Annotated in this window: 25 protein-coding genes and 1 pseudogene; 8 read left to right on the forward strand and 18 right to left on the reverse strand. The window is 69.9% G+C overall.

Going from position 1 to position 26084, the window contains the following annotated elements:
- The first annotated feature begins 97 nt into the window (after positions 1 to 97).
- Complete coding sequence (locus H8B08_RS01675) at positions 98 to 778, forward strand: hypothetical protein (protein WP_187448477.1); 681 nt, start codon at positions 98 to 100, stop codon at positions 776 to 778.
- 114 nt (positions 779 to 892) lie between these two features.
- Here the strand turns inward: H8B08_RS01675 and H8B08_RS01680 are convergent, their stop codons facing one another.
- Positions 893 to 1171, reverse strand: a complete 279-nt coding sequence (locus H8B08_RS01680; RefSeq protein WP_187448478.1) for an acylphosphatase — start codon at positions 1169 to 1171, stop codon at positions 893 to 895.
- 220 nt (positions 1172 to 1391) lie between these two features.
- On the opposite strand from H8B08_RS01680, the gene H8B08_RS01685 reads away from it, so the two are divergent.
- The gene (locus tag H8B08_RS01685) at positions 1392 to 1964 is read left to right on the forward strand and encodes a DUF4126 domain-containing protein (RefSeq protein WP_187448479.1); all 573 of its coding nucleotides are present in this window, start codon (positions 1392 to 1394) and stop codon (positions 1962 to 1964) included.
- On the opposite strand, the gene H8B08_RS01690 is transcribed toward H8B08_RS01685, so the two are convergent.
- The 6 genes and pseudogenes from H8B08_RS01690 to H8B08_RS01710 form a co-directional block, all read right to left on the reverse strand.
- Positions 1965 to 2888: a DUF4435 domain-containing protein gene (locus tag H8B08_RS01690; protein WP_187448480.1), complete on the reverse strand. Its 924-nt coding sequence runs from the start codon at positions 2886 to 2888 to the stop codon at positions 1965 to 1967.
- A 1-nt stretch (position 2889) separates the two neighbouring features.
- Positions 2890 to 4263, reverse strand: coding sequence for an AAA family ATPase (locus H8B08_RS01695; protein WP_187448481.1), 1374 nt, complete (start codon positions 4261 to 4263; stop codon positions 2890 to 2892).
- A gap of 136 nt (positions 4264 to 4399) precedes the next feature.
- On the reverse strand, positions 4400 to 6655 hold the full coding sequence (uvrB, locus tag H8B08_RS01700; RefSeq protein ID WP_187448482.1) for an excinuclease ABC subunit UvrB: 2256 nt from the start codon (positions 6653 to 6655) through the stop codon (positions 4400 to 4402).
- Positions 6656 to 6697: 42 nt separating this feature from the next.
- Positions 6698 to 6826, reverse strand: a pseudogene (locus tag H8B08_RS18995) (hypothetical protein); the annotation flags it as partial.
- On the reverse strand, positions 6801 to 7265 hold the full coding sequence (locus H8B08_RS01705) for a hypothetical protein (RefSeq protein ID WP_187448483.1): 465 nt from the start codon (positions 7263 to 7265) through the stop codon (positions 6801 to 6803). The gene H8B08_RS01705 and the pseudogene H8B08_RS18995, both read right to left, overlap by 26 nt.
- Positions 7266 to 7351: 86 nt before the next feature.
- Positions 7352 to 7555, reverse strand: coding sequence for a hypothetical protein (locus tag H8B08_RS01710; RefSeq protein WP_187448484.1), 204 nt, complete (start codon positions 7553 to 7555; stop codon positions 7352 to 7354).
- 156 nt (positions 7556 to 7711) lie between these two features.
- Between H8B08_RS01710 and H8B08_RS01715 the strand changes: the two genes are divergently transcribed.
- Both H8B08_RS01715 and H8B08_RS01720 read left to right on the forward strand, forming a co-directional pair.
- Positions 7712 to 9466, forward strand: coding sequence for a glucan ABC transporter ATP-binding protein/ permease (locus tag H8B08_RS01715; protein ID WP_187448485.1), 1755 nt, complete (start codon positions 7712 to 7714; stop codon positions 9464 to 9466).
- Positions 9467 to 9862: 396 nt separating this feature from the next.
- A complete protein-coding gene (locus H8B08_RS01720) occupies positions 9863 to 10945 on the forward strand; it encodes a cell wall hydrolase (protein ID WP_255500612.1) in 1083 nt (360 codons plus the stop codon).
- 16 nt (positions 10946 to 10961) lie between these two features.
- On the opposite strand, the gene H8B08_RS01725 is transcribed toward H8B08_RS01720, so the two are convergent.
- Positions 10962 to 11171, reverse strand: a complete 210-nt coding sequence (locus tag H8B08_RS01725) for a hypothetical protein (RefSeq protein WP_187448486.1) — start codon at positions 11169 to 11171, stop codon at positions 10962 to 10964.
- A 1-nt stretch (position 11172) separates the two neighbouring features.
- Entirely contained in the window at positions 11173 to 11388 is a 216-nt protein-coding gene (locus H8B08_RS01730) for a hypothetical protein (RefSeq protein WP_187448487.1), read from the reverse strand.
- Positions 11389 to 11524: 136 nt separating this feature from the next.
- Here H8B08_RS01730 and H8B08_RS01735 point away from each other — a divergent pair, with 136 nt between their 5' ends.
- Positions 11525 to 12643 (forward strand): acyltransferase, encoded by a 1119-nt coding sequence (locus H8B08_RS01735; protein WP_187448488.1) that lies wholly within the window; start codon positions 11525 to 11527, stop codon positions 12641 to 12643.
- Here the strand turns inward: H8B08_RS01735 and nadC are convergent.
- From nadC to H8B08_RS01765, 6 genes are all read right to left on the reverse strand, one after another.
- Complete coding sequence (gene nadC / locus H8B08_RS01740; protein ID WP_187448489.1) at positions 12597 to 13442, reverse strand: carboxylating nicotinate-nucleotide diphosphorylase; 846 nt, start codon at positions 13440 to 13442, stop codon at positions 12597 to 12599. The genes H8B08_RS01735 and nadC overlap by 47 nt on opposite strands.
- Positions 13439 to 14962, reverse strand: coding sequence for an L-aspartate oxidase (locus H8B08_RS01745; RefSeq protein ID WP_187448490.1), 1524 nt, complete (start codon positions 14960 to 14962; stop codon positions 13439 to 13441). The genes nadC and H8B08_RS01745 overlap by 4 nt, the downstream gene beginning before the upstream one ends.
- Positions 14959 to 15489: an O-acetyl-ADP-ribose deacetylase gene (locus tag H8B08_RS01750; RefSeq protein ID WP_187448491.1), complete on the reverse strand. Its 531-nt coding sequence runs from the start codon at positions 15487 to 15489 to the stop codon at positions 14959 to 14961. The genes H8B08_RS01745 and H8B08_RS01750 overlap by 4 nt, the downstream gene beginning before the upstream one ends.
- A gap of 2 nt (positions 15490 to 15491) precedes the next feature.
- Positions 15492 to 16313: a metalloprotease gene (locus H8B08_RS01755; protein WP_187448492.1), complete on the reverse strand. Its 822-nt coding sequence runs from the start codon at positions 16311 to 16313 to the stop codon at positions 15492 to 15494.
- 7 nt (positions 16314 to 16320) lie between these two features.
- Positions 16321 to 17418: a quinolinate synthase NadA gene (gene nadA, locus H8B08_RS01760; RefSeq protein WP_187448493.1), complete on the reverse strand. Its 1098-nt coding sequence runs from the start codon at positions 17416 to 17418 to the stop codon at positions 16321 to 16323.
- A 171-nt stretch (positions 17419 to 17589) separates the two neighbouring features.
- The gene (locus H8B08_RS01765) at positions 17590 to 19776 is read right to left on the reverse strand and encodes a PAS domain-containing sensor histidine kinase (RefSeq protein ID WP_187448494.1); all 2187 of its coding nucleotides are present in this window, start codon (positions 19774 to 19776) and stop codon (positions 17590 to 17592) included.
- Positions 19777 to 19976: 200 nt separating this feature from the next.
- Between H8B08_RS01765 and H8B08_RS01770 the strand changes: the two genes are divergently transcribed.
- The 3 genes from H8B08_RS01770 to H8B08_RS01780 all read left to right on the forward strand — a co-directional run bounded on the left by H8B08_RS01770 (position 19977) and on the right by H8B08_RS01780 (position 22729).
- A complete protein-coding gene (locus H8B08_RS01770) occupies positions 19977 to 20456 on the forward strand; it encodes a Dps family protein (protein ID WP_187448495.1) in 480 nt (159 codons plus the stop codon).
- A gap of 206 nt (positions 20457 to 20662) precedes the next feature.
- Entirely contained in the window at positions 20663 to 21703 is a 1041-nt protein-coding gene (locus tag H8B08_RS01775) for a cell wall hydrolase (protein ID WP_255500613.1), read from the forward strand.
- A 78-nt stretch (positions 21704 to 21781) separates the two neighbouring features.
- Positions 21782 to 22729 carry an aldo/keto reductase gene (locus tag H8B08_RS01780; protein ID WP_187448497.1) on the forward strand — a complete coding sequence of 316 codons (948 nt, stop codon included), beginning with the start codon at positions 21782 to 21784 and terminating at the stop codon, positions 22727 to 22729.
- Between the two features lie 72 nt (positions 22730 to 22801).
- Here the strand turns inward: H8B08_RS01780 and trxB are convergent, their stop codons facing one another.
- The 3 genes from trxB to H8B08_RS01795 all read right to left on the reverse strand — a co-directional run bounded on the left by trxB (position 22802) and on the right by H8B08_RS01795 (position 26063).
- Positions 22802 to 23812 carry a thioredoxin-disulfide reductase gene (trxB, locus tag H8B08_RS01785; protein WP_187448498.1) on the reverse strand — a complete coding sequence of 337 codons (1011 nt, stop codon included), beginning with the start codon at positions 23810 to 23812 and terminating at the stop codon, positions 22802 to 22804.
- Between the two features lie 89 nt (positions 23813 to 23901).
- Positions 23902 to 25614: a DUF4166 domain-containing protein gene (locus tag H8B08_RS01790; protein WP_187448499.1), complete on the reverse strand. Its 1713-nt coding sequence runs from the start codon at positions 25612 to 25614 to the stop codon at positions 23902 to 23904.
- A complete protein-coding gene (locus tag H8B08_RS01795) occupies positions 25611 to 26063 on the reverse strand; it encodes a DCC1-like thiol-disulfide oxidoreductase family protein (RefSeq protein ID WP_187448500.1) in 453 nt (150 codons plus the stop codon). Before H8B08_RS01795 ends, H8B08_RS01790 begins: the two co-directional genes overlap by 4 nt.
- Between the last annotated feature and the right edge of the window lie 21 nt (positions 26064 to 26084).

Below are 26084 nucleotides of genomic sequence, written 5' to 3' on the forward strand. Positions count from 1 at the left end.
CCGGCTTGCCGACAGGGCGGCGCGCGCGATAGGCGCAGGCCAGCTCGGCCATAGCCGGGGGTGACGGCGGGGGCCGTCGCGTTAGGGGGAGACATTCATGTCCGTGATCAACCGCGCGGTTCGCGCCGCGACGCTCGCCGCCTTTGCCGGCCTGACCGCCTGCGCCAGCCTACCGGAGCCGCAGATGGCCGGCCAGGCCGGCCGCATCACCGGCGCAGACGGCAAGGCCAAGATCGGCACGTTGGTGGCCGTGCACGCGCCGCAGGCCGACCGCTGCCAGATGAACGGCCAGGCCAGCTGGAAGAAGACCGAGGCGGGCGACCACGAATTCCTGTTCACCGCCGGGGCCTGGTCCAACCCGAAGGTGATCAACGTCGTCTGCGCCGGCGCCGACGGCGCGCAGTCCACGCGCGACGTGCAGGCGCCGTTCTTCGAGTCGCAGTGGCGCTCGGCCCGCACCAGCTCGACCGTGGCCGCCGCCATCGTCTCCGGCCCGCTCGCCCTGATCACCGGCCCGCTGGTGGCCGAGGCCCAGAAGGACGCCTACCGCTTCCCGCCCGTGCTGATCCATGTGCCGACGGCGGTCCAGGTGGAGACGGACGCGGCCCGCGAGCTCTCGCTGCAGGAGGCCGCCGACCGTTGGGCCAAGCTGCAGACCGAGCTGAAGGCCCAGTGTGAGGACAAGAAGCGCAAGATCCCGGTCGGCTACGTCTGCGACCCGCTCTACTTCGGCGAACTGCGCGACGCCGACCTGGCGGTGTTCCGCGGCGCGAAGTGAGGTGAGACGCCCCGCGCCCGGCCGAGGGCGCGGGGCTTTCGCCCCAGACCGTCGGGAGCCGACACCCCTCATCCGGCACGCCCCGCGCCACCTTCTCCCGCGGGGAGAGAAGGATCACTCGGTCGGCCGCTGCCCGAACCCCTCCGTCCCGTCGTCCTGGGCCGGCGCGCGTTCGACCCGCTCGACGTCCGCCCCGGGCGGCCCGGCGCGGCACGCCGTCGCCAGCGCGTCGATCGCCTCGCGTTCGCCGATCGCCAGCAGCTCGACCGTGCCGTCGCGGCGGTTGCGCACCCAGCCCTCCAGCCCCTTCCGCTGCGCCGCGGCCACCGCCCAGGCGCGGTAGCCGACCCCTTGCACGCGGCCGGAGATCGTCAGGCGTTCGGCGTGTCTCATGTGAACAGCGATCCCATGAAGGACGGCGGACGGGCAAGCGGAGCATAATCCGAGTGCTGCGTGGTCCGCCCCACGCCGTCACCCTCGGGCTCGTCCCGAGGGCCATCGTTCCGGTGCGCGATCGCCGGACGTGAGGCGTTTCGGCTGCGGCGCCATGGGCGCTGGGGACAAGCCCGAGGGTGACGCTCATAATGGACGCCGCATCGCGTCGGAGGTCCCCATGGAAGCCGTCGACACCTGGATCCTGCCCGCCCTGGTCGGCCTGGGGCTGGCCGCGGCCTGCGGGCTGAAGACCTTCCTGCCGCTGCTGATGCTGGCGGCGGCAGCCCGCTTCCAGCTGTTCGGCGTCGCGCTCAACGACAGCTTCGCCTGGCTGGCCTCGACCCCGGCCCTGGTGGCGCTGGCCCTGGCCACGGCGCTGGAGCTGGCCGCCGACAAGATCCCGGTGCTGGACCATGCGCTCAGCGCGGTCGGCACGGTGGCCCGCCCGGCCGCCGGCGTGCTGGCGGCGGGAAGCCTGTTCGCCCACCTCGACCCGGCCACGGCGGCGCTCGCCGGCGTCATCGTCGGCGCCCCCACCGCCTTCGCCTTCAACGCCGCCCAGGGGACCGCCCGCGTGGCCAGCACCGCCACGACCGGCGGCCTGGCCAACCCGCTGTTCTCGCTGGTCGACGACGCGCTGAGCTTCCTCACCGCCGCGGTGGCGATCGTCCTGCCGCTGCTGGTGCTGCCGCTGCTGGGGGTGATGCTGTGGCTGGCGTGGCGGGTTTGGCGGCGGGCGAACTCGCGATGATTAGGCGGCAATTCTCGTGAGCGCCTCTTCGAGGCCTGGCGGCTGATCTGCGTAAGCGCACAATCGTTCGAAGATCATACTGGGTTGATAGTTTGTGTTGGCTCGGCGATTGAAGCGGTGAATTTTGCCTTCCTTGTGCGCGGTGAGGAGTCTGCTTCCTATGTGCTCAAGGAATATGGAAGCCGCAGTCAATAAGTATTTCCCGCGCAGCCAGCGGGCATCATCGTTATTCGAGAATCTTTCTGCGAGAGTTGTGCTCTCAATCGAAAAGTCAGAGTCTCGGAGGCCAATCGCGAGAAGCTGGGCGGGGTCGAAAGCTTCCGGAAGGTCCTCGCCTCGAAGCGCGGCTTTGAAGGGCGTGCTCACGTCGAGCTTGTCTAAATCGAGTTGCCTTCCCGAGGAGACGGCGGCAAGCGCCGCTCCAAGCAGCGGTTTGAGCCAAGTGAACAGCAGTCGCACGCGTTCTTTGAATTCGTTGCCGATGTCGTCGACAGCAATCTCTGAAGTGTCTATCCCGAAATTTCTGGTCACAAACGTCTTTATCGTGTCTACTGTGCAAACGTAATTTTCAACCGAGTATCCGTCGGTCAAAAATACGTAATCCTTTATAGGTGCGTATCCCAAGAACGCGTCAAAATCGCTGTCTCGTATAAAGAGAACCTTTTTGTTTCGCAGATCCGATGCCGAATACAGCCTTTCGACTTCGTCTAGATTTCTCTTTCCAAAACAGATGTAATCAACCCACCGCTTCTGCATCTTTGCAGCGGCGCTATCGATCGTCTTTCCATAGAAGGTTACGTCGTCGTACCCCTCTAAAAAGACGTGGACATCGCAATCGTGCCGTTCGGCGGCCAGTCTAAATCTGTGAAAAATCGCGACTGGACGTCGGGCGACTTTATCCAGGGCGTCTTTGAACGAGTTCATGTCAACGCTCGAAACAGTCAACAAAATCTATAACGTCAGAAGACATTGTATTGTCGTAAATGAATGGAGAGTGAGTCACAGCGAATACCTGACTGCAGCTTGGCGCTTTTGCTATGTCTGGCAAGAAGTCAAATTGCCAAGGCACAGATAGTGAAAGCTCCGGCTCATCGATAAAGACGTTCATTTTTGAAAATTTAGAGAAATGCAATAGACTTAGGACGGATACGAGTTGTTTCTCGCCGGAAGAGAGGTCGGAAAGGAACAATTCCTTTTCCGGACCTGCCATAATGCTAAAGTGATACTTTTCCACGTCGTACAGGACGCGTTTTGTCGGCGTGAAATATTTTGACAGCGTCTCGACGAGCGACCGCATTGGACGCTCGCGCTCCTGAATAGACTCGTTCACCTCCATCAGTTTGATGAAGAAGTGCGCGAGCCACTTTTTGTGGAATGGGGGGTTACCCGCGGAGTAATCGTTGGACAGCTCTAGGACGACGTTCGCAATTTCCGCCTTTTCGGTAGGGCTTAGGAGTCCTTCCTCGATCCGGGATAGGACGATATCTACCGTCGACGCGGTAATTGTCTTCGATCTAAGTTCCCGAACCGAAAGTGCGTTTGCCCGTGCCATATCTTTGAGATATGACGTCATCATCCGGTTGAACTGATTTCGAGCGTAATCCTTTGTTTCTCGTTCAAAGGACTGGAGCGTGTTGGTGACGTCTTCCATCCCAAAGCGGATAAGTTCGACGATGAATTCTGTGTCAGTGCCTTGAAGAGATTTTTCGAACTGAGATTTGTAAATTTCCGGAATTTGATCGATCGCGCGCTTTAGCTCGAGCTCGATTCTTCGGTATGTCGGAAGAAAAAGTACTGGCGGGGAATCCGCTAAGGTCAATGCGGATTGAAAGTCGATTATCTCTTTATATGATGCTTTGCTGTTTGTAGCCGATCTCAACCAGTGTTGAAACTGTCTGATTTCAACGGGGGATGAGCGCAGAATATCTGAATAAACAGATGCGGTGGCCGCATCTTTGAGGTTTACGTCAGCAAAGGATGCTGACATGCCCGAGTCGTTCAGCAACTTTTGAAGGCGGACATAGCGATCAGTTTGGCGTCCGGCATAAATGTGGTTTTCGCACGCAGAGCGGCTCAATTTGGCGATCACTCCGTTGGAGAAAGTGAGCTCCAGGGCGTGAAATCTAAGCTCGCTGAGCCGCTTCCATTGTCGGCCGAGGGCCGCCGCAATGATCTGCAAGGCAGTGCTTTTGCCACTGCCATTCGGGCCGACAAGAATGCAGTGGGTGTCTTTGAGCTGGATTCTGAGGTCGTGTACCCCGTTGAGTCCGGCAATTTGAATGCTGGAAATGATGGGCATCGTGCCCGCAAGCTCCGCTGATTCCGCCTCACGCATTAGTTGCAGAAGAGGGCGTCTATGGCAAAGCTTGCGGCCTCTCGCCACGAGAGACCCGGCGCTTTCGGCCGACTAATTGGGTGCCAGGCTGCCTGGGCCCTTACCGCCGCCGCTTCCTGAACTCCTCCGCCTTCTCCGCCTGGTAGGCCTTGCGCACGCGCTTGGCCGTCGCGCTGGCGTCCTCGCCGTCGCCGGCGGTGGACAGGGCGTCGGCGGCGAACTCCAGGTCCAGGGTCTTGAGCCGCTTGACCTCGTCGCGCAGGCGCGCGGCGGTTTCGAACTCAAGGTTGGCGGCGGCTTCGCGCATCTTCGTCTCCAGGTCCTTGAGGGTGGCCTGGAAGTTGGAGCCGATGAACGGCTTGGCCTCTTCGGCCAGGCCGGCGTCGACGGTGACCCGGTCGCCGCGCTCGTAGGGGCTGTCGAGGATGTCCTTGATGTCGCGCTTCACGCTCTCGGGCGTGATGCCGTGGGCCTCGTTATAGGCGGCCTGCTTCTCGCGCCGGCGCTCAGTCTCGGCCATGGCCCGTTCCATCGAGCCGGTGATGCGGTCGGCGTAGAGGATCACCCGGCCGTCGACGTTGCGGGCGGCGCGGCCGATGGTCTGGATCAGCGAGGTCTCCGAGCGCAGGAAGCCTTCCTTGTCGGCGTCGAGAATGGCGACCAGGCCGCACTCGGGGATGTCCAGGCCCTCGCGCAGCAGGTTGATGCCGACCAGCACGTCGAAGGCGCCCAGGCGCAGGTCGCGGATGATCTCGATGCGCTCCAGGGTGTCGACGTCGGAGTGCATGTAGCGCACCCGCACGCCCTGCTCGTGCATGTACTCGGTCAGGTCCTCGGCCATCTTCTTGGTCAGCACGGTGACCAGGGCGCGATAGCCCAGGCGGGCGGCCTGCTTGACCTCGTCGATGACGTCGTCGACCTGGCTGAAGCTCCTGCCGTCCGGGGTCCGGCTGACCGGGCGCACCTCGACCGGCGGGTCGATCAGGCCGGTCGGGCGGATCACCTGCTCGGCGAACACCCCGCCGGTGCGCTCCATCTCCCACGGGCCGGGGGTGGCCGAGACGTGCACGGTCTGCGGCCGCATGGCGTCCCACTCCTCGAACTTGAGCGGGCGGTTGTCGATGCACGAGGGCAGGCGGAAGCCGTACTCGGCCAGGGTGAACTTGCGCCGGTAGTCGCCGCGGTACATGCCGCCGATCTGGGGCACGGTGACGTGGCTCTCGTCGGTGAACAGCAGGGCGTCCTCGGGCAGGTACTCGAAGAAGGTCGGCGGCGGCTCGCCCGGCTTGCGCCCCGTCAGCCAGCGCGAATAGTTCTCGATGCCGGCGCAGGAGCCGGTCGCCTCCATCATCTCCAGGTCGAAGCGGGTGCGCTGCTCCAGGCGCTGGGCTTCGAGGAGCTTGCCGTTCTCGGTCAGCCAGTCGAGCCGTTCCTTCAGCTCGATCTTGATGCCGTCGATGGCCTGTTTCAGCGTCGGGCGCGGCGTCACGTAGTGGCTGGCGGCGTAGACCTTCACGGCCGGCAGCTCGCCGGTCTTCTTTCCGGTCAGCGGGTCGAACTCGCTGATGCTCTCGATCTCGTCGCCGAACAGGCTGACCCGCCAGGCGCGGTCCTCGTAGTGGGCCGGGAAGATCTCGAAGGTGTCGCCGCGCTTGCGGAAGGTGCCGCGTTCGAAGGCGGCGTCGTTGCGCTTGTACTGCAGGGCCACCAGGTCGGCGCGCAGCTTGGCCTCGTCGACGCTGTCGCCGACCTTCAGCTCGAAGGTCATGGCCGTGTAGGTCTCGACCGAGCCGATGCCGTAGATGCAGCTGACCGAGGCGACCACGATGACGTCGTCGCGCTCCAGCACCGCCCGGGTGGCCGAGTGGCGCATCCGGTCGATCTGCTCGTTCAGCGAGCTGTCCTTCTCGATGTAGGTGTCCGTGCGGGGGACGTAGGCCTCGGGCTGGTAGTAGTCGTAGTAGCTGACGAAATACTCGACCGCGTTCTCGGGGAAGAAGCTCTTGAACTCGCTGTAGAGCTGGGCGGCGAGGGTCTTGTTCGGGGCCAGGATCAGGGCCGGACGCTGGGTCTCCTCGATGATCTTGGCCATGGTGAAGGTCTTGCCGGAGCCGGTGACCCCGAGCAGCACCTGGTCGGCCTCGCCGTTCTGCACGCCCTCGACCAGGTCGGCGATGGCGGTCGGCTGGTCGCCGGCCGGCTCGAACGGGCTGTGCAGCTTGAACCGCTTGCCGCCCTCCGACTTCGACGGGCGCGCCGGCCGGTGCGGCGTCCACACCGAGGCGACGCCGGGCGCGACGTCGTGGATGAACTGCGCGGAGACGTCGGAGACGCCGGACGAAGGAGAACGAGGCATGAACGCCAAGGTAGGCGCGCAGGGGCCGCACGGCTAGGGGGGCCGCCCTCGTCCTTCGACAGGCTCAGGATGAGGGCTACTCAGAGCGCAGTCGAAATCCTCATCCTGAGCCTGTCGAAGGACGAGGATTTCGGGTTCGCGCCGCTTACAGCCCCGAGCGTTTGTACTGATCGCCGAAGTCGCCGCAGAGGCTGCGCATCATGTTCCACTGCGAGTTCGGGCCGGTGCCGGACTGGCGCATGCGGTCGGTGCTGGCGCGGGCCTGGCCGGCGCGCTGCGAGGCGATGGCGCGGGCGGCGTCGAAGCTGATCTTGCGGTCCTTCATCAGGCGGATGATCGAGGACTCCAGGAACTGGACCCCGTTTTCCTCGGCCGCCTTCGCGTCGCCGCCGCCGTACATCTTCAGGTACAGGGCGTAGGAGCTGTCGAAGCCCGAGCACTCGGCCAGGATGGACCAGTAGGCCTTGCCGTCCAGCGGCTCGAGGATCTCGGCGTGGCCGGACTTGTACTGGTAGACCCGGTCCATCGAGAGCTTGTCCTGGGCCTGGACGCTCGAGGCGGCGGCGAGCGCCAGGGCGGCGGACAGGCCGGCGACGAGACGACGAGACATTGAGCGCGCTCCGCGAAGGTTGCAGGCGCGCACTCTGCCCGCCCTCGCGTCGAACTGCAACGCTTGGTGGACCCCCGTTCGGGCGATCAACCTTTCGGCTTGTCCTTCTTGGCCTCGTCGGTGGCCTGCTGGGCCGCGGCGCCGGCCGCGCCGCCGACCGCCGCGCCCACCGGCCCGCCGACCACGGCTCCGGCGACGGCGCCGGTGGCGGCCTTCTGCTCGGTGGTGGTGCCGCAGGCGGCCAGGCCGAGGCCGGCGGCGGCGAGGGCGATCAGCATCAGACCGCGCATGACGCGTCTCCTCTTGTCCGCCGGGGAGAACGGGCGCGGCCGGGGCCGGTTGCGCCATCCGGCCGCAGGGGGTGGGACGGCGCGCCTCATCCCTGTTCGGCGAACCCTGCTCGATATTGCCGGCTCCGTGTCACGCGAGCCGCCGAGGAACGCCCTTTGCTGAAGGTCTACGCCCGCGCCCTGTCGCACCTGGGCCCTGAAAAGGGCCGCGCCGTCCTGATCGTCGGCGCCAACCTGCTGCTGGGGGCGCTGGCCCTGCTCGACCCGATCCTGTTCGGCCGCGTGGTCGACTCCCTGTCGAAGGGCACGCACGCGACCTGGCCGGTGATCGGCCTGTGGGCGGCGCTGGGCGCGGTCGGCATCGGCGCGGGCGTGACGGTCTCGGTGCTGGCCGACCGGCTGGCCCACCGCCGGCGCCTGGCGGCCATGACCGCCGCCTTCGACAACGCTGTCACCCTGCCGATCAGCCGGGTGTCCGAGCAGGGCACCGGCAAGCTGGTGCGCGTCATCCTGGCCGGCGGCGAGAGCCTGTTCTGGCTGTTCCTGGGCCTCATGCGCGAGCAGCTGCCGGCCGCCTTCGCGCTGGTGCTGCTGATCCCGGTGGCGTTCTGGATGAACCCGGCCATGGCCACCGTGCTGGCCGTGCTGGCGGTGGTCTATGTCGTCGTCAACGTGATGGTGGTGCGCAAGACCGAGGACGGCCAGCGCGAGGTCGACCAGCACCACCAGGAGGTGTCGGGGCGGATCGGCGACGTGGTCGCCAACGTCTCGGTGGTGCAGGCCTACGCCAACCTGAAGTCCGAGACCGCCAAGCTGGAGGCGCTGGGCCACGCCCTGCTGAAGGCCCAGTTCCCGGTGCTGAACTGGTGGGGCCTGCTGGTCGTGCTGACCCGCTCCGCCTCGACCGTGGCCATGGTCTGCGTGTTCGTCGTCGGCGCCGCCCTGGCCGCCGCCGGCAAGACCACGGTCGGCGAGATCGTCAGCTTCGGCGGCTTCGCCGGCATGCTGATCTCCAAGCTGGACGTGCTGTCCGGCTCGATCGCCCGCATGGTCATGGGGGTGCCGACGCTGGACGCCTTCTTCGACCTGGTCGACGAGCAGGCCGGCTCGCAGGACGATCCGGAGGCCAAGCCGCTGGAGCGGGTCGACGGCGCGGTCGCCTTCGAGGGCGTCACGCACCGGGTGACCGCCGACTCCGAGCTCGGCGTGTTCGACGTGGACGTGAACGTCGAGGCCGGCCGCACCGTGGCCCTGGTCGGCGCCTCGGGGGCGGGCAAGACCACCCTGATGGCGCTGCTGCAGCGCCTGCGCGACCCGGATCAGGGCCGCATCACCCTCGACGGCGTCGACATCCGCAAGGTCACCCTGGAGTCGCTGCGCAAATCGACCGCCGTGGTGTTCCAGGACGCCGGCCTGTTCAACCGCTCGATCGCCGACAACCTGCGCCTGGCCAGGGCCGAGGCCACCGAGGCCGAGCTGGAGGCCGCGCTCCGCGCCGCCCAGGCCTGGGACTTCGTCCAGCAGAAGGAGGGCGGGCTGGACTACAAGATCGGCGAGCGCGGCCAGCTGCTGTCCGGCGGCGAGCGTCAGCGCCTGGCCATCGCCCGCGCCATTCTGAAGGACGCGCCGGTGCTGATCCTCGACGAGGCGACCAGCGCGCTCGACACCGTCACCGAGGCGCGCGTGAAGGCGGCGCTGGACGCCGCGCGGCGCGGGCGCACCACCTTCGTCATCGCCCACCGGCTGTCGACCGTGGTCGACGCCGACCTGATCCTGGTCATGGACAAGGGGCGGATCGTCGAGCGCGGAACCTTCGCCGAGCTGTGCCAGAACGACGGCCGGTTCGCCCGCATGGCCGAGGAAGCGGGCCTGCTGGAGCGCGACGCCGAGGGCCTGGCCGAGGCCGCCTGAGGTCCGTGCGAATCGCCGGGGAAAGTCCCGTTTCGATCCGTTCGAGCGGTGCGGGGCGGGGCGTCAGACGTTCTGTAATCGCGTGTCGTTAACACCAAGGTTTGTAGATCGATTACTTGAGCTGTACCGTCCACAATAGTGTTCGCGTCACTGTGGATATCCTCGGGTTCCCTGGGGGGAAACTCACTGGGCTTTCAAGGGTTTCTGGCGCTTGGGCGGTCGAGGTTGCGAATCGACCACAATGGCGCCACATTGCGTCGGCTATAGGCGTACAAACCCCGGTCGCCGAGTGGCGTGATTTTTGACTGGGGCACAGTCGCGGTCCGGCTCTGAGACAGTCGGACGCGGCGTACGGTCAGGGGTCGGGACGGGCCTCGCCATAGAGGATCTACAGCCTTGACGACGAAGACGCAGACGCGTGCGCCCGCACGCGCCCTGGTCGGCGCCGCCGCGTTCGGTTCCCTGGTGGGACTGGCCATGGGCTGCGCGTACCTGGGCGGAGCCCTCGCCAAGTCGACCGCCGTGCACGCCCGGGCCGAGCGCCTGGCCGACGCCGCGGAGTCCGGCTACGCCGCCCCGGCGGTGATCGACGCCGCCGTCGGTCTGGACGAGAGCGCCGTCGCCATCGCCCGTCGTCACGATCCTTACGAAATCGCCGGCGGCGCGCACCGCGACCGTCAGGCCGCCCAGTTCGCCGCCCGTCTCGAGCGCAGCCGCCGGGCCGACACCATCCGCGCCGGCCTGCGCAAGGCCAGCCTGATCACCAGCCCCGCCGCGCGGCCGTTCCACATGGTCGGCGCGCTGGACGATTCCCGCGATCTCGAGTGCCTGACCCAGGCGGTCTATTACGAGGCCCGGGGTGAGGGCGCGGCCGGCATGCGCGCGGTCGCCCAGGTGGTGCTGAACCGCGTGCGCCACCCGGCCTTCCCGAAGACCGTTTGCGGGGTGGTGTTCCAGGGCGCGGCCCACAAGACCGGCTGCCAGTTCAGCTTCGCCTGCGACGGCTCCATGCGCGCCGGCGTCCAGCGCGAGATGTGGACTCGCGCCGAAAAGGTCGCCGCCCGCGCTCTGGGCGGCCAGGTGATGGGCGAGGTCGGCACCGCCACCCACTTCCACACCACCGCGGTCACCCCGAACTGGGCCCCGAACCTGCTGAAGGTCGCCCAGGTGGGCAGCCATGTGTTCTACCGCTTCGGCGGCAAGGCCGGCGGCACCGGCGCCTTCCGCTACCAGGCCAAGCCGTCGACCGAAGAGTTCAAGCCGGTCTACGCCGGCTTCCCCGGCCCGGCCGAAGCCGGGGCCGAGGGCCAGACCTACAAGGTGCTGTTCGCGGGCCTGCCGGGCGGCGAGCCGACGGTGACCCCGGCGGAGCGCGCCGCGACCATCGCCGCCCTGCCGCGCGCGAGCGCCTCCGAACCCGCCCCGGTGGACGGCGCGCTGGCCCCAGCGGCGGTCCGGGTCGAGCCGGGCGCGCTCTAAGCCGCCCTAGGCTGTTTCAGGGCGTCTTCTTCGACGAGCGATGGAAGTCGTCGTGACTGTGGCGGATGTCGCGTTCGCCGCCGCCGCCCGAAACCTGGCTGACCGGCGGATTGGTCGGCGTGCCGGGCGGGCGGGGATCGAACAAGGCCGGCGCCGGCTTGCTGGCGTCTTCGTGGCTCGAGCCGGGTCCGCCCCAGCGACGGGTGTTGGGATTCTTCTGAGGCATGTCAGCGGTCCTGGGTCTTCCAGTGGGTCGCGGCGACGTTCTGCTTCAGGTTGCCGGCGCGGCCCTGCTCCTTGAGGTTCATGTCGGCGTCGCCGGGCTGGCCCGACTGGGCGCCGGTCGTCGCGTCGCGCCGGTCCTGGCGCGCGCCGGCGACGTCGGGCTTCCCTTCGCGATGGAAGCTGCGTTGATCCTTCGGAATCGGGGGCGTTCTGGACATGCAAAACCTCCGTACTGTCAAAGGCCAACGTCCCGGCTAGGGGCCGGTTCCTCGCTCGACGGCGCCCGTCGGGAGGGCGGCCCGCGATCTGCAACAGCCACGGCTTCGTCCCATTCCGGGGCGCCTCGGACGCCGTTTGGCCGGCGCATCGATCACAGACAGGCCCGAACGCGGCGGCGCGCTGGACGCCCTGCGCTTCCTCGCGGCCGCCTTCGTGGTGCTCTACCACTACGGCTCGGAGGCCCCGGTCCCGCTCGACCAGGTGGCGCCGGTGCTCGGCCGCGGCTGGCTGGCTACGGACTTCTTCCTACTGCTGTCGGGCTACGTGCTGGGCCGCGCCTACGGGGCGGGGCTGGACGCCGGACGCTGGAGCGCGGCGGGCTTCGTCGGGCGGCGTCTGCGCCGCGTCTGGCCGGCGCACCTGCTGGTGCTGCTGGGCTTTGTCGCCCTGGTCGGGCTCAGCGCGCTCCTGCGCGTCGGGCCCTTGCATCCGGGCCGGTTCGGCGCAGAGAGTTTCTGGCTGCAGGCGGCCCTGATCCACGCCTGGGGGACCACGAGCCAGCCCGCCTGGAACGTGCCGAGCTGGACGCTTTCGGCCCTGGTCGTCTGCTATCTCGCCTTCCCGCCGATCTGGCGTGCGGCCCGGTCCCTCAAGGGGCGGACGCTGGCGGCGGCCGGCGCGCTGATCGTGCTGGCGCTCGGCGCTGTCGTCAGCCTGGTCGTCCTCGGCCGCTCGCTGTTCGACCTGCCGTTCCAGTACGGGGTGCTGCGCGCGCTGCCGCTGTTCGTCGCCGGCGTCCTGCTCGCGCGCTTCCGCCAGGGGCGGGAGATCGGCGCAGGGAGCGCGACCACCCTCGCCTTGGCCGGGGCGCTGGGCCTGGTCCTGTTCGCGCTGGCCCCGCGGTCGGCGCTGGCGGACTTCGCCGCGGTGATCGCCATCGCCGTGCTGGTCGTGGCCGCCGACGCGCGGCCCAGGCGCGGCTCGTCGATCGCCGCGCAGGCCGCGGCCCTGTCCTTCGCCCTGTTCATCACCCACGCGTTGGCGGGCGCGGTCTGGTTCGGCGCGGTTCGCGTGCTGGTCGCCGGCGCCCAGCTCGGCCGCACAGCCGCGTGGGCGCTGTGGGCCGGCGGCCTGCCGTTCGCCCTGGCCGCGGCCTGGGCCTTCAACCGCTGGATCGACGCGCCCCTGCAGGCCCGCCTAGCGGCGTTCAAATTGCGTCCAGCCCCACGTCCAGCACCGGCGCCGAGTGGGTGAGGGCGCCCACCGAGATCACGTCCACCCCGGTCTCGGCGATGGCGCGCACGGTGTCGAGGTTCACCCCGCCGGAGGCCTCCAGCACCACCTTGCCCTTGGCCAGGGCGACGGCGGCGCGCAGGTGCTCCGGGCTGAAATTGTCCAGCATCACCACGTCCGGCCGGAAGGGCAGGGCCTCTTCCAGCTGGCCCAGCGAGTCGACCTCCAGCTCGATCTTCATCAGGTGACCGACCTCGGCGCGGGCGCGCGCGAGCGCCGGGCCGACCCCACCGCAGACGGCGACGTGGTTGTCCTTGATCAGGATGGCGTCGTCGAGGCCGTAGCGGTGGTTGATCCCGCCGCCGCAGCGCACGGCGTACTTCTCCAGCGCGCGCAGGCCCGGCGTGGTCTTGCGGGTGCAGACGATCTTCGCGCCGGTTCCCTCGACGGCGCGGACATAGGCGCGGGTCAGGGTGGCGACGCCGGACATCCGGCAGAGCAGGTTCAGCGCGACCCGTTCGGCCGCCAGCAGGGCGCGGGCGTTCCCCCACACCCGGGCCAGTTCCGTTCCGGCCGAGGCGTCGTCGCCGTCCGCGACCAGCGCCTCGAACCGGGCGTCGGGATCCATCACCTTCACCGCCAGCCGCGCGCAGTCGAGGCCCGAGATCCGGCCGTCCCGGCGCACCGCGAACACCGCGTTCATGCGGGCGTCGGCGGGAATGCAGGCGGCGCCGGTGACGTCGCCGGCGCGGCCGAGGTCCTCGGCCAGGGCGGCGCGCACGATCGGCTCGATCAGGAGGTCGGGAAGCGGAGCGGTCATTCGGCGGCCATGGGTTCGGCGGAAGCGGAGAGGTCGGCGAGGCGGAAAACGGCGCGTCGCGCCTCGGCCGCCGGATTGGGGAAGTCGGAGCGGAAGTGGCCGCCGCGGCTTTCCTGGCGCAGCAGAGCGGCGTGACCGATCAGGCGGGCGGCGACCAGCGGCGCGGCGCGGCCGTGCGCGTCCTCCAGCCGCTGGACCGTGTCGAGCAGGCGCGTCAGACCCGCCCCGTTGCGCTCCACCCCGGCTTCGCGGCTCATGGCGGCGCGCAGTTCGGCGAGGGCAGGGGCCGGCAGGTCGGGCGTCGCCTGCGGCTTGATCAGGCGGGCGGTCGCGGCGACGTCCTGGGCGGCGGCGATCCCGGCGCGCGCGCCGAAGGCGGCCGCCTCCAGCAGGGAATTCGAGGCCAGGCGGTTGGCCCCGTGCACGCCGGTCGAGGCGCATTCGCCGACGGCGTAGAGCCCCGGCAGGGAGGTGCGCCCGTCGGCGTCGGCGGCGATCCCGCCCATGTGGTAGTGCGCCGCCGGCGCCACCGGCATCGGCTGCACGCGCGGATCGAGGCCCGCCCGCAGGCAGGCGGCGTAGACCGCCGGGAACTCGTGCGGGAAGGCCTGGCCGACCGCCTTGCTGGCGTCCAGGAAGGCGCCTTCGCCCGACAGCGCCTGGCGATGCACGGCGCGGGCGACCACGTCGCGGGGGGCCAGATCGGCCAGCGGGTGCACCGCGCCCATGAACGGCCGCCCGTTGCGATCGACCAGCACCGCGCCCTCGCCGCGGAGCGCCTCGGTGGCCAGCGGCGCGGGGTCAAGGCCGACGTCCAGCGCGGTCGGGTGGAACTGCACGAATTCCGGATCGGCGATCTCGGCCCCGGCCAGGGCGGCCAGGCCCAGGCCCTCGCCACGCACGGCGGCCGGGTTGGTGGTTACGGCATAGAGGCCGCCGACGCCGCCGGTGGCCAGGACGGTGGCCGGCGCCGTCACCTCGATCAGGCGGCCGGCGCGCTCGACCAGGGCGCCGCGGACCCGGCCGGTGGCGTCGGTCAGCAGGGCGCGGGCGCGGGCCTGCTCCCAGACCTCGACGCTGGGGGCGGCGCGGGCGGCGGCGACCACCGCCTCCATGATGGCGCGGCCGGCCTGGTCGCCCTTCACGCGGGCGACGCGGGGGCGGGAGTGGGCGGCTTCGAGGCTCTGCAGCAGGCGGCCCTGCGGGTCGCGGTCGAACGGGGCGCCGAGCTCGGCGAGCCAGGCCACCGTGTGGGCGGCGGCGGCGGTCAGCCGGCGGACCGCGGCCGCATCGACCAGGCCCGCGCCGGCGGCTTCGGTGTCCTGGGCGTGCAGTTCGGCGGAATCGTCGGGGGCCAGGGCCGCCGACAGCCCGCCCTGGGCCCAGGCCGAGGAACAGGCCTGGCTGAGCGGGGCCGGCGACAGCACCAGCGCCTTGCGGGGCGAGGCCAGGGCGGCGGACAGGCCGGCCAGGCCCCCGCCGATCACCAGCACGCCGTCGTGGACATAGCGGCTCGTCATGCGCGCGCCTCCAGATCGGCGAGGGCGGCGCGATGCCAGGCCGCGCAGGCCTCGTCGAAGCAGCAGAGCAGGACCTGGTCGATCGCTTCCGATCCGGCCAGGAAGTTCGAGACGGTCTCGACCGCCACCTTGGCGGCCTCGTCCTTGGGATAGCCGTAGACGCCGGTGGAGATGGCGGGGAAGGCGACGGAGCGGTCGCCGTTTTCGGCCGCCAGTTCCAGCGCTCGTCGGTAGCAGCTGGCCAGCAGGGCCGGCTCGCCGTTCTGGCCGCCGCGCCACACCGGTCCGACCGTGTGGATCACGTGACGGGCAGGCAGCCGGAAAGCCGGGGTGATCTTGGCGTCGCCGATCTTGCAGCCGTTCAGCTTGCGGCAGGATTCCAGCAGCTCCGGGCCGGCCGCGCGGTGGATCGCGCCGTCGACTCCGCCGCCGCCCAGCAGGCTGGAATTGGCGGCGTTGACGACAGCGTCGACAGTCAGGCGGGTGATGTCGCCGACCACCACCTCGATGGAACGGGAGACGGCCATGGTCAGATCGAGCCCAGCAGGGTCAGCAGGTCGGACCTGCCGCCCGCCAGTCGGAAGGCGGCGTAGAGCGTGCCCACGCAGAGGCCGGCGGTCGCCAGCCACAGGGTGAAGGCCGCGGCTTGCTGGCGCCCGTCCAGCTTCACCGCCTGCGGGCGCATCCGCGCCGAGCGCAGGGTGAGAAACAGACCGAAGCCCATGAACACGGCCAGGAAGACGGCGTTGCGCTCGACCGCCCACAGGATCGCCAGGCCGCCGACCAGCACCAGCGCCACACGTTCGACCTGCGGGTGCAGGCGCGCCAGCGCCGGGCCCAGCGCCTTGGAGCCGTCCAGAGGCGGGGCCGGGGCGAGGTTGAGCAGGTTGATGACGGCGATGAAGATCGCGCCGTCCAGCCACATGGCCTGACGCGTGACGGCCCAGGCGGCGAAGAACGGCAGGGCGGCGAAGATCCCGACCGCCGGGCCGGCCAGCGCGATCAGCACGTCGATCCATTCGGTCGGCGAGGCCCGCTTGGCGGTGGCCGCGCCGCCCAGGAACGGAATGAAGTGGATCTTGCCCGGGCCGCACCCCAGCCGGTTGATCGCGAACAGGTGGCCGAGCTCGTGCACCAGGATGCCGAACACCCCGGCGACCGCCACGACCGGCCCCATCCGCCAGCCCAGCCACAAGGCGATCAGGGCCGAGGAGATCAGGGCCCAGACGATCTCCTTGGTCCGGCCGGACCCGGCGGTCGTCGGTTCGGCGGCCGCCGCGGGGGCGGGCGCGCCGGGGCGAAGGCCTTCCGCCTCCTCCCACGGTCCGGGTTGGCGCGGCGCGTCGGTCATGACGACCTCAGATCAGCTCGACGTCGACGTGGTGGCGGGCCTTGACCAGGTCGTAGCGGGCCGGGACGGCCGGCGGCGGCAGGTCGATCATCCGTTGCACGGCGCCGCGGGCGGCCTCGGCGATGGCCGGGTCGACGGTCACCTCGTGCTGCTCGTTCAGCAGGGCGTCGTAGATGTTCTGCAAGGTGATCCGCTTCATGTGCGGGCACAGATTGCAGGGGCGGACGAACTCGGTGCCCGGCGCGTCAGCGGCGACGTTGTCGGCCATCGAGCACTCGGTGATCAGCACGACGCGCTTGGGCTTCCGCTGGATCACGTAGTCGTTCATGGCCGCGGTCGAGCCGGCGAAGTCCGAGACCTCCAGCACTTCGGCCGGGCATTCCGGGTGGGCCAGCACCTCGGCGTCGGGCCAGGCTTCCTTCATGTCCAGGATGTCCTGGGCGGTGAAGCGCTCGTGCACCTCGCAGCGGCCCTTCCAGGCGATGATGCCGACGTTGGTCTGGCGCGCGACGTTGCGGGCCAGGAATTCGTCCGGGATCAGGATGACCCGGTCGACGCCCCAGTCCCTGGCGACCTGCTCGACCACCTGCACGGCGTTGGCCGAGGTGCAGCATACGTCGGTCTCGGCCTTCACGTCGGCGGTGGTGTTCACGTAGGTGACCACCGGCAGGCCCGGATAGCGCTGCTTGATCAGGCGCACGTCGTCGCCGGTGATCGAGGAGGCCAGCGAGCAGCCCGCGCGCAGGTCGGGGATCAGCACCTTCTTGTCGGGGCAGAGAATCTTCGAGGTCTCGGCCATGAAGTGCACGCCGGCCTGGACGATGATCTCGGCGTGCTCGGCCTTCTGCGCCTCGCGCGCCAGGCCCAGGCTGTCGCCGACGTAGTCGCCCACCCCGTGGAAGATCTCCGGCGTCATGTAGTTGTGCGCCAGGATGACCGCGTTCTTCTCGCGCTTCAGCCGGTTGATGGCGGCGATCAGCGGGGCGTGGAAGCGCCACTCGATCGGCGTGACCTTGTCCTTGACCTTCTCCCAGATCGGGGCGGTCTCCGCTTCGACCTCCGCAGTGAAGGCGAAAGCGGCGGGGGCGATCGAGCCGTCGGCCATTTGGTCCTCTCATTTATGCTCAAACTGAGCATATCTCGGGGCCGAGAAAACGCCGGCCGGGGTCGGTCGGCGACTTATGCTTAAAGTGAGCATAAGTTGGCGGTTAAAATAGGTCGGGCGGCCCTGAAGACAAGCCTGATCCGCCTTCCCACGTTCACGAATTGTGACGGATCAGGCGGTTTCCGTTTCGCGGGAAGGGGCCAGGGCCTGCAGGGTCGCGGCCAGCTCGTCGGCGTCGTAGGGCTTTTTCAGGAACGGCCAGGGCGCTTCGGCCAGGGCGGCGTCGACCGTTTCGCCCGCGTAGCCTGAGCTGAGCAGGACCGCCAGCCCGGGGCGCAGGACCGAGGCCAGGCGCGCCAGCTCCACCCCGTTCACCCCGCCCGGCATGATCACGTCGGTGAGCAGCAGGTCGACCGGCCGGTCGGCGTGCAGCAGCTTCAGCGCCTGCTCGGCGTTCTCCGCCCGCATGACCGCGTGGCCCAGCTCGACCAGCATGGTCTCGGCGATGACGGCGACCGACGGGTCGTCCTCGACCAGCAGCACCCGCAGCACGCGGGTCGACGGCGTTCCGACGGTTCGCGGCCGGGCGGCCTCCGGCTGGCTCTCGGCGGCCGGCAGGTAGAGGGCCACGGTGGTGCCCCGGCCCTCGGCGCTCTCCAGGTGGGCCACGCCGCCGGACTGGCGGGCGAAGCCGTAGACCTGCGAAAGGCCGAGACCCGTGCCCTTGCCGGCCGGCTTGGTGGTGAAAAAGGGCTCGAACACCTGGGACAGCACGTCGGCGCTCATGCCCACGCCGCTGTCGCGCACGCGCACGACCACGTAGGCGCCCGGCGCGAGCTCCGGCACCTGGTCGGCCGAGACGTCCAGGCGTTCGGTCTCGACCGTGATCTCGCCGCCCGCCGACGTCGCGTCGCGCGCGTTGACGACCAGGTTCAGCAGGGCGGCGTCGAACTGGGCGGTGTCGACCCGCGCGGTCGCCGCGCCCTCGCTGAGCCGCAGGTCGAAGGCGATGGCCTCGCCCACCGCGCGCCGGGTCAGGGGCTCGCCGTCGCGGATCAGCGCGTTGACGTCGCAGGTCTCGGGCCGCAGGGCCTGGCGTCGCGAGAAGGCGAGCAGCTGATGGGTCAGGCGTTCCCCGCGACGCGCTGCGGCCAGGGCCGCCTCGCCCAGCCGGCGCCGCTTGGCCCCGTCCTCGGGGTGCTTGAGGATCATGTCGAGCGCGCCGATCACGACCGTCAGCAGGTTGTTGAAGTCGTGGGCCACGCCGCCGGTCAGCTGGCCCACCGCCTCCATCTTGCGGGCGTGGAACAGGGCGGCTTCGGCGTCGGCCTTCTCGGCCAGCGCCGCGGCGACCCGCTCCTCCAGCAGCTCGTTGATGCGCTTCAGGTCGCTCTCGGCCTGCTTGGCCTCGGTGACGTCGACCGCGACGCCGACATAGCCGGCGTGTTCGCCGCCCGGCCCCTTGCGAGGCGTGGCCTGGGCCCGGAGCCAGCGCCACTCGCCGTCGGCCCGCTGGAACCGGGCCTCGAAGGCGAACGGCTTGCGGCTGGCCATGCCCGCGGCCTGCACGCCCAGCACGCGATCCCGGTCGTCCGGGTGCAGCCGCTCGACGAAGCTCTTCTGCAGGGCCTCCTCGTAGGTGACGCCGGCGAAGTCCAGATAGGCGCGATTGACGAAGACGAACCGTGCGCCCAGTTCGCTGACCCACATGAACACCGAGGCGCTGTCGGCGATGAGGCGGAAGCGCGTTTCGCTCTCCAGGCGCGCGGCGTCGGCGGCGCGCGCCTCGGTGACGTCGTGGCAGACGCTGATGAAGCCCTTGAACGCGCCACAGGGCCTGAAGCGCGGCACGGCGGTGGCGTCGATCAGCCGCCACTGGCCGTCCGCGCGCATCAGGCGCGGCGACATGGTGAAGGGCGCGTGCGAGGCGACGCCGGCCACGATGGTGGCCTTCAGGCTCTCGCGGTCCTCGGGGTGGACCAGTTCGAACCAGCCCATGCCGGCGAGGCTTTCCGGAGTTCGGTGGCCCCAGAAGTCCCGGAACATGCGGTTGAGGTAGAGCCCGCCGCCCTCGGCGTCGCCCATCCACAGCATCACCGGCGCGTCGTCGGCGACCAGGCGGAAACGCGCGTCGCTTTCGCGCTGTTCGCCGACAGCAGGCTGCGGGCGCTGGCCCAGACGCGACAGGGCGAAAGCCGCTCCGGCGCCGCCCAGGAAGACCAACGGAACCGCCAGGGCGGGGGTCTGCTGGACCAGCGCGCCGGCGGCGAGGGCGGCGAGCGTGCACGTCCCGGCGGCGACCGCGGTCAGCCGGCGATCGCGCGCGGCGATCCGATCGAGCAAACGCTTGAACGCCACCCCGGACCTCGCCCCTAAGCCCCGCCGACCGAGGGTATTCGCTCAGCGGTCGCCCCGCTAGTGCCGGGAACGCGGCGACGGCCGCAGGCGTTACGGCCTGCGTCGCGGGGCGGCGCGCCGGTCGCGCTGGCCCCCTCGCGACCTTGGCGGGCGGCCGCGGGCGCCTACCTCACGTCAGGCGCTACAGGGAGCATCACCGCATGGCTGTCGACATCCGGACCGGCTTCACGGCCGAACAGCGCGGCGAGATCGCCGCCGGACTGACCAAGCTGCTGGCCGACAGCTACGCGCTGTACCTCAAGACCCACGGCTATCACTGGAACGTCCGCGGCCCGAACTTCGGCGAGCTGCACAAGATGTTCGAGGCCCAGTACACCGAGATGTGGCAGGCGCTGGACGAGATGGCCGAGCGCATCCGGGCCCTGGGCGAGTTCGCGCCCCAGGGTTATGGCGCCTTCGCCAACCTGACTTCGATCAAGGACGGGGATCCGGAGAAGGCGGCGAGCGGCATGCTTGAAGAGCTGATGCGCGACCACGAGACGGTCATCGGCACCGCGCGGGCCGCCCTGAGCGTCGCCGACGAGGCCGACGACCAGGCCACCGTGGACACCATCACCATGCGCCTGGAAGCTCACGAGAAGCACGCCTGGATGCTGCGCGCCACGCTCGGTCACAAGTAAGCGTCGTCGCCGCACTCAGTCTTTGACACCGGTCTCCCGGGGCGCCACGAAGCCGCCCGAAAACGCCGTTACCCCTCCGGGGGCGACGTAGTACCTTTGCGGAGCCGGCGGGGCCCGCGCCACGAGGGAAAGCAGAGCGGATGTTTGGAGCGGTTTCGCGAGAGCAGTCTCGCGCGCTCGGCGCGCTCGGCGGAGCCGCGACGGCCATGGCCGTCCTGGCCACCGCGCTCTCGGCCAGTTCGAGCCCGGGGCCGGCGCCGGATCGCGCGCACGAGCACATTCTGAAGGTCACCGGCGGTTCGCTGTCGGAAGACGCGCTGAAGGCGCTCGCCGCCGGCATGGACCCGGCCGCCCGCGCGCTCGCCGCCCGCCACGATCCCGCCGCCGAGCCGCAGGAGTGGGGCCGGGTCGAAGGTTGGCCGAACTACGACGTGTCCGTGCGTCCAGATCTCGGCATCGGCGCCCTGGACGGCGATCGCGCGCGCCAGATCAACGCGCTGATCCCGATCGCCGCCGGCGAGCTGAAGCCGGCGCGGCCGTTCGTCTTCCAGGGCTCGGCCGCGGAGCGCAAGAAGGCGCTGCGCTGCCTGACCCAGGCGGTCTATTACGAATCCGCGCTGGAGAGCGACAAGGGCCAGGCCGCGGTCGCCCAGGTCGTGCTGAACCGGGTGCGCGACCCGAACTTCCCCGCCAGCGTTTGCGGGGTGGTGTTCCAGGGCGCCGAGCGGACCACCGGCTGCCAGTTCTCCTTCACCTGCGACGGCGCCATGGCCGGGGGCGTCGTGCCCTGGGCGTGGGACCGCGCCAAGGTCGTCGCCGAGCGGGCCCTGGCCGGCCAGGTGGTCGCCGAGGTCGGCACGGCCACCCACTATCACGCCGACTACGTGCTGCCGTGGTGGAGTCCGACCGTGCGCAAGGTCGGCCAGATCGGCACCCACATCTTCTACCGCTGGGCCGGAAGCCCCGGCGAGCCGGCCGCCTTCGTCCAGCGCTACGCCGGGCGCGAGCCGTTCATCGACGAGGCCCGCTTCGCCCGTCCGCGCCTGCCCGACGCGGAGAACACGGTGGTGCTGGCCTCCGAGGACGGGCACGGCCGGGTGGCCGCTGTGCTGGGCGGTCGGCGCAAGCCCACCGCCGACGACATCGCCCGCATCAACGAGAAGCTGCGCCGGTTCGAGGCCGAGACGCCGAGCCCGGCCGCCGCGCCGGAGGCCGCCGGCGGCGAGCCCGCTTCGCCCGCGGCCTGAGCCGGGCTTAACGCCGAGCTCGGCCGTCCCTATCTGTCGCGCGCGCCGGGCGCAGGGTCCGGCCGTTCGGAGGCTCGCATGCAGAAACGTCGGCTCGGTCGCTCGTCCCTCGAGTTCGCCCCGCTGGTCCTCGGCGGCAACGTTTTCGGCTGGACCGCCGACGCGGCGACCTCGCACCGGGTGCTGGACGCCTTCGTCGACGCCGGTTTCAACGCCGTCGACACCGCCGACGCCTATTCCGCCTGGGTGCCTGGCCACGTCGGCGGCGAGTCCGAGACCATAGTCGGCGACTGGCTGCAGGCGCGCGGCCGCCGCGACGACGTGCTGATCTTCACCAAGGTCGGCTGGGAGCTGGGTCCCGACCGAAAGGGGCTGTCGGCCGCCTACATCACCTCGTCGATCGAAGGTTCGCTGAAGCGGCTTAAGACCGACTATGTCGACCTCTACCAGTCGCACGTGGACGACAGGGCGACGCCCTTCGAGGAGACCCTGGGCGCCTACGCCAAGCTGATCGAGCAGGGCAAGGTGCGCGCGATCGGGGCGTCGAACATCGAGGCGCCGCGCCTGAAGGAGGCGCTCGAGACCAGCGGCCGGCTGGGCCTGCCGCGATATGAAAGCGTGCAGCCGCCCTACAACCTCTACAGCCGTTCCGACTTCGAGGCCGAACTGCAGCCGCTCTGCCAGAGCGAACAGGTCGGCGCGATCACCTATTACGGCCTGGCCAGCGGCTTCCTGACCGGCAAGTACCGCTCCGAGGCCGACCTCGGCAAAAGCGCCCGCGGCGGCGGGGTGAAGAAGTACCTGAACGATCGCGGCCTGCGCATCCTGGCGGCTCTGGACGAGGCGGCCGACCGGCTGGGCGCGACCCAGGCTCAGGTCGCCCTGGCCTGGCTGATGGCTCGGCCCGGCGTCACCGCGCCCATCGCCAGCGCAACCAGCGTCGAGCAGCTTAACGACATCGTCGGGGCTGCGCGGCTGAAGCTGGATTCCGAGCTGATGCGGCTGCTGGATTCCGCCAGCGCGTGAACTTGGGACCGGCGAAGGCCGGGTCGGTGAGGCGCGCGACGGCGAGCTGGTCGCCCTCGCGCGCGTCGCGGATCACCACTGGCCGATCTTCTCTGCCTCGGCGTGACTGATCGGGTGCCTGGACCGGGCGTGGTCTTCCTCGGCCAGGAAGCGCACGGCCTCCAGGGCGGCCATGCAGCCCATGCCGGCGGCGGTGACCGCCTGGCGGTAGACGTCGTCGGTGACGTCGCCGGCGGCGTACACGCCCGGGATGGCGGTCGACGCCGTGCCCGGCTTCACCTTGAGATAGCCGCCCTCGTTGGTCTCGAGCTGGCCCTTGAACAGCTCCGACGACGGGGCGTGGCCGATGGCGACGAAGAAGCCGTCGACGGCCAGTTCCGACACCTCGCCGGACTTCAGGTTCATCAGGCGCAGGCCGGTGACGCCGGTCGGGTTCTCGGTGCCCAGCACCTCTTCGATGGCGGTGTCCCAGATCACCTTGATCTTGGGGTTGTGGCGCATGCGCTCCTGCAGCACCGCCTCGGCCCGCAGCTCGTCGCGGCGGTGGATCAGGGTCACCTGCTCGGCGAAGTTGGTCAGGAACAGGGCCTCTTCGACCGCGGTGTTGCCTCCGCCGACCACGGCCACGTGCTTGCCGCGATAGAAGAAGCCGTCGCAGGTCGCGCAGGCCGACACGCCGAAGCCGCGGAAGTGCTGCTCGGACGGCAGGCCCAGCCACTTGGCCTGGGCGCCGGTGGAGATGATCACGGTCTCGGCCAGGTACTCGGCGCCGCTATCGAGCTTCAGGCGGAACGGCCGCTTCGACAGGTCGGCCTCGACCACCACGTCATGGATCACTTCGGCGCCGACGTGTTCGGCCTGGGCGCGCATCTGGTCCATCAGCCAGGGACCCTGGATGACGTCGGCGAAGCCCGGATAGTTCTCGACGTCGGTGGTGATGGTGAGCTGGCCGCCGGGCTGGAGGCCGGCGAACACGACGGGCTTCAGCAGGGCGCGGGCGGCGTAGATCGCCGCGGTCCAGCCGGCGGGGCCGGAACCGATGATGGCGACGCGGACGATGTGGGGAGCGGAGACGTTCGACATGGGCGGCTATTTAGGGTCGATTCCGTGCGGGCGCGACCGCTGATCGCGGGCGTGGTCCTGAAACGGCCGAACGGCCGATTGGGTCGCCTTCAGGCGGCCTGGGCCGGCGCCGCGTCGGGTTCGCGTCCGGATCGGGCCAGCGTCCCGCGATAGCGAACCACCAGGCCCACCAGCGGCAGACCGATCTCGACGTGGAAGCGGAAGCGCCCGTCCTCCGCCGCCTCGTACATCTCGCCGCCGGGCGCGAGCGCGGCCGGCATGGGAACGCCGAACATCCGCCAACCGCGCACCGCCAGCTTCAGGCGCTCGCCTTCCAGCACCAGGGCGAAGTCGCAGGCCATCGGGCCGAACCTCTCCGTGACGAGGCCCTCGGCGCGCCTGCGGCCCTCCGACTGCACGCTGAAGAACGAGTGTCCGGCGAAGGTCCTGCGCCAGACCTCGCCGGCGGGCGTGCTGCGGAAGCGGACGGTCACCGGCACGTCGCGCCCGGCGCGCGGGAAGCCGATCACGGCGGCGACCAGGGTGGCCAGGGGATTGCGCCCCCGCTCGACGTCGGCGACGCCCTCGAAGGTCGTCTCGCCGCCGTCTCCGAGGTCGTGCAGGACGCGGACGGGCTCGGGCAGGCGCTCGAAGGCTTCGCCGAGGATGCGGCGGTAGAGCGGGGCGTCGGGGGGCGCGGGCTCGCGCACGCCGGTGTGAATGGCTCGCCGGGCGAACAGCCGCTCGTAGTCGGCCATGTCCAGTTCGTGCGTCGCCGGGCGGGCGCCGACGGCGGGCGTCTTGCCGTCGAGCATGCGCCGCACGATCGCCTCGACGCCCATCGACGGAATGTGCGGGCCGTCGTCGCCCTCGGCGGTCAGGTGCCAGGACCGGGTGATCGAGCGACCGTCGGCGGCGGCGCCGGCGACCTCGACGAACATGCCGCCACGATGCTCGCCCCAGCGGAGCGCGTTCATCACGCGGTTGGCCAGGGGCGCCAGCGGGGCGAGCGAGGGCGCCAGGCCCGACCGGACCAGGCCGGCCAGGGCGTTGAGCACGCGGTGCAGGCTCTCCGGCAGCGTGCCCGCGCCCATCCAAACTTCGCGCACCTCCGGCCAGAGCTCGGGCATCACGCGCAGATCCGGCACGTCGACCAGCGAGAAGCGCATGTTCTTCAGCGGCACGCGGCCGGGCGGACGGATCACGAAGCGCCGGCTCTCGGCCCAGCCGGTCCCGAGCGCAGGGCGGCCGTCGCGGACCAGCGGCACGGGTTTTCCGGCATAGCCGATCACCGCCCGCACGACGTTCAATCCCACCTTCGCGAAGGGCGAGGGGGCGATGCCGGCGACCACGCGATCGACCCTGGCCATGTCGTGCGCAAGGCTGCGCACCACCGTCGCGGTGAGCAGCGGGCAGCTGCTGACGCCGGACAGCACGAAGCGGCCCCGCGCCCCGGCGACCTCGTCGAAACGGCCGATCCCCAGCACGAAGTCCGAACCGTCGGCCAGGTCGAGGTAGTCGCAGCCGACCGCCAGCGCCGCCTCGACCACCCGGTAGGGCGCCTCGCCATAGCCCTGGAAGGGGCCGCTGGCGTCGACCACCATGTCGGGGGCCAGGGCCGCGAGCTGCGCGCCCACGTCGCCGTCGCGGTCGAACACGGCGGTTTCGATCCGCGCGCCGCCCGACGGCAGGGTCGCGGCGAAGGCGTCGGCTTTCGACCGCGACCGGCCGGCCAGCACCAGCGTCAGGCGCGGCTCGTCCGCCAGGAGTCGGGCCAGGCGGCCGCCGAACATGCCGTAGCCGCCGAGGATCAGCAGCTTCATCCGAGGACCCTTTCCCGGTCGCCGGGCTGCGGCACGAAGCAGACCTCGCGCCGGCCGGCGAGGCGGAAGCGGTTGCGGGCGACGAATTCGTACAGCGCGTCGCGGATCGGCTCGGGCAGCACGCGCATGACCACGGCCGCCGACCAGGGCGCGCCCAGGCCCTCGAACATGCGGATGGTGCCTTCGGACTTCGTCCAGGCGCGCCCGTCCTCGATCAGCAGGTTGGTCTCGTAGTCCTGCGGCTCCAGCCCGAAGTGGACGTAGAGCGCCTGGCCCAGCGGCGACTGGGCCGTGGCCAGCCGATAGCGCCGCCGCCGGTCGTGGCGCAGCACCGTCTTCGCCCACCCCGAGCAGAACACGCACGCGCCGTCGAACACGATGACAGGCCGGTCGTCGGGGAAGGCCGGGACGGCGGGGTCGTCGCGGTAGCTGTAGGGCGCGCGGTTCACCGGCGAAGCTTACTCCAAACA

Source organism: Caulobacter sp. 17J80-11 (assembly GCF_014349105.1).
GTDB lineage: Bacteria > Pseudomonadota > Alphaproteobacteria > Caulobacterales > Caulobacteraceae > 17J80-11.

Coding starts and splice junctions, on each gene's coding strand:
- uvrB (WP_187448482.1), bottom strand. CDS start 6,655: ATGCCTCGTTCTCCTTCGTCCGGCGTCTCCGACGTCTCCGCGCAGTTC.
- H8B08_RS01770 (WP_187448495.1), top strand. CDS start 19,977: ATGGCTGTCGACATCCGGACCGGCTTCACGGCCGAACAGCGCGGCGAG.
- nadC (WP_187448489.1), bottom strand. CDS start 13,442: ATGACCGCTCCGCTTCCCGACCTCCTGATCGAGCCGATCGTGCGCGCC.
- H8B08_RS01790 (WP_187448499.1), bottom strand. CDS start 25,614: ATGAAGCTGCTGATCCTCGGCGGCTACGGCATGTTCGGCGGCCGCCTG.
- H8B08_RS01780 (WP_187448497.1), top strand. CDS start 21,782: ATGCAGAAACGTCGGCTCGGTCGCTCGTCCCTCGAGTTCGCCCCGCTG.
- H8B08_RS01690 (WP_187448480.1), bottom strand. CDS start 2,888: ATGAACTCGTTCAAAGACGCCCTGGATAAAGTCGCCCGACGTCCAGTC.
- H8B08_RS01745 (WP_187448490.1), bottom strand. CDS start 14,962: ATGACGAGCCGCTATGTCCACGACGGCGTGCTGGTGATCGGCGGGGGC.
- nadA (WP_187448493.1), bottom strand. CDS start 17,418: ATGGCCGACGGCTCGATCGCCCCCGCCGCTTTCGCCTTCACTGCGGAG.
- H8B08_RS01685 (WP_187448479.1), top strand. CDS start 1,392: ATGGAAGCCGTCGACACCTGGATCCTGCCCGCCCTGGTCGGCCTGGGG.
- H8B08_RS01705 (WP_187448483.1), bottom strand. CDS start 7,265: ATGTCTCGTCGTCTCGTCGCCGGCCTGTCCGCCGCCCTGGCGCTCGCC.
- trxB (WP_187448498.1), bottom strand. CDS start 23,812: ATGTCGAACGTCTCCGCTCCCCACATCGTCCGCGTCGCCATCATCGGT.
- H8B08_RS01775 (WP_255500613.1), top strand. CDS start 20,663: ATGGCCGTCCTGGCCACCGCGCTCTCGGCCAGTTCGAGCCCGGGGCCG.
- H8B08_RS01675 (WP_187448477.1), top strand. CDS start 98: ATGTCCGTGATCAACCGCGCGGTTCGCGCCGCGACGCTCGCCGCCTTT.
- H8B08_RS01695 (WP_187448481.1), bottom strand. CDS start 4,263: ATGCCCATCATTTCCAGCATTCAAATTGCCGGACTCAACGGGGTACAC.
- H8B08_RS01710 (WP_187448484.1), bottom strand. CDS start 7,555: ATGCGCGGTCTGATGCTGATCGCCCTCGCCGCCGCCGGCCTCGGCCTG.
- H8B08_RS01725 (WP_187448486.1), bottom strand. CDS start 11,171: ATGCCTCAGAAGAATCCCAACACCCGTCGCTGGGGCGGACCCGGCTCG.
- H8B08_RS01730 (WP_187448487.1), bottom strand. CDS start 11,388: ATGTCCAGAACGCCCCCGATTCCGAAGGATCAACGCAGCTTCCATCGC.
- H8B08_RS01680 (WP_187448478.1), bottom strand. CDS start 1,171: ATGAGACACGCCGAACGCCTGACGATCTCCGGCCGCGTGCAAGGGGTC.
- H8B08_RS01755 (WP_187448492.1), bottom strand. CDS start 16,313: ATGACCGACGCGCCGCGCCAACCCGGACCGTGGGAGGAGGCGGAAGGC.
- H8B08_RS01750 (WP_187448491.1), bottom strand. CDS start 15,489: ATGGCCGTCTCCCGTTCCATCGAGGTGGTGGTCGGCGACATCACCCGC.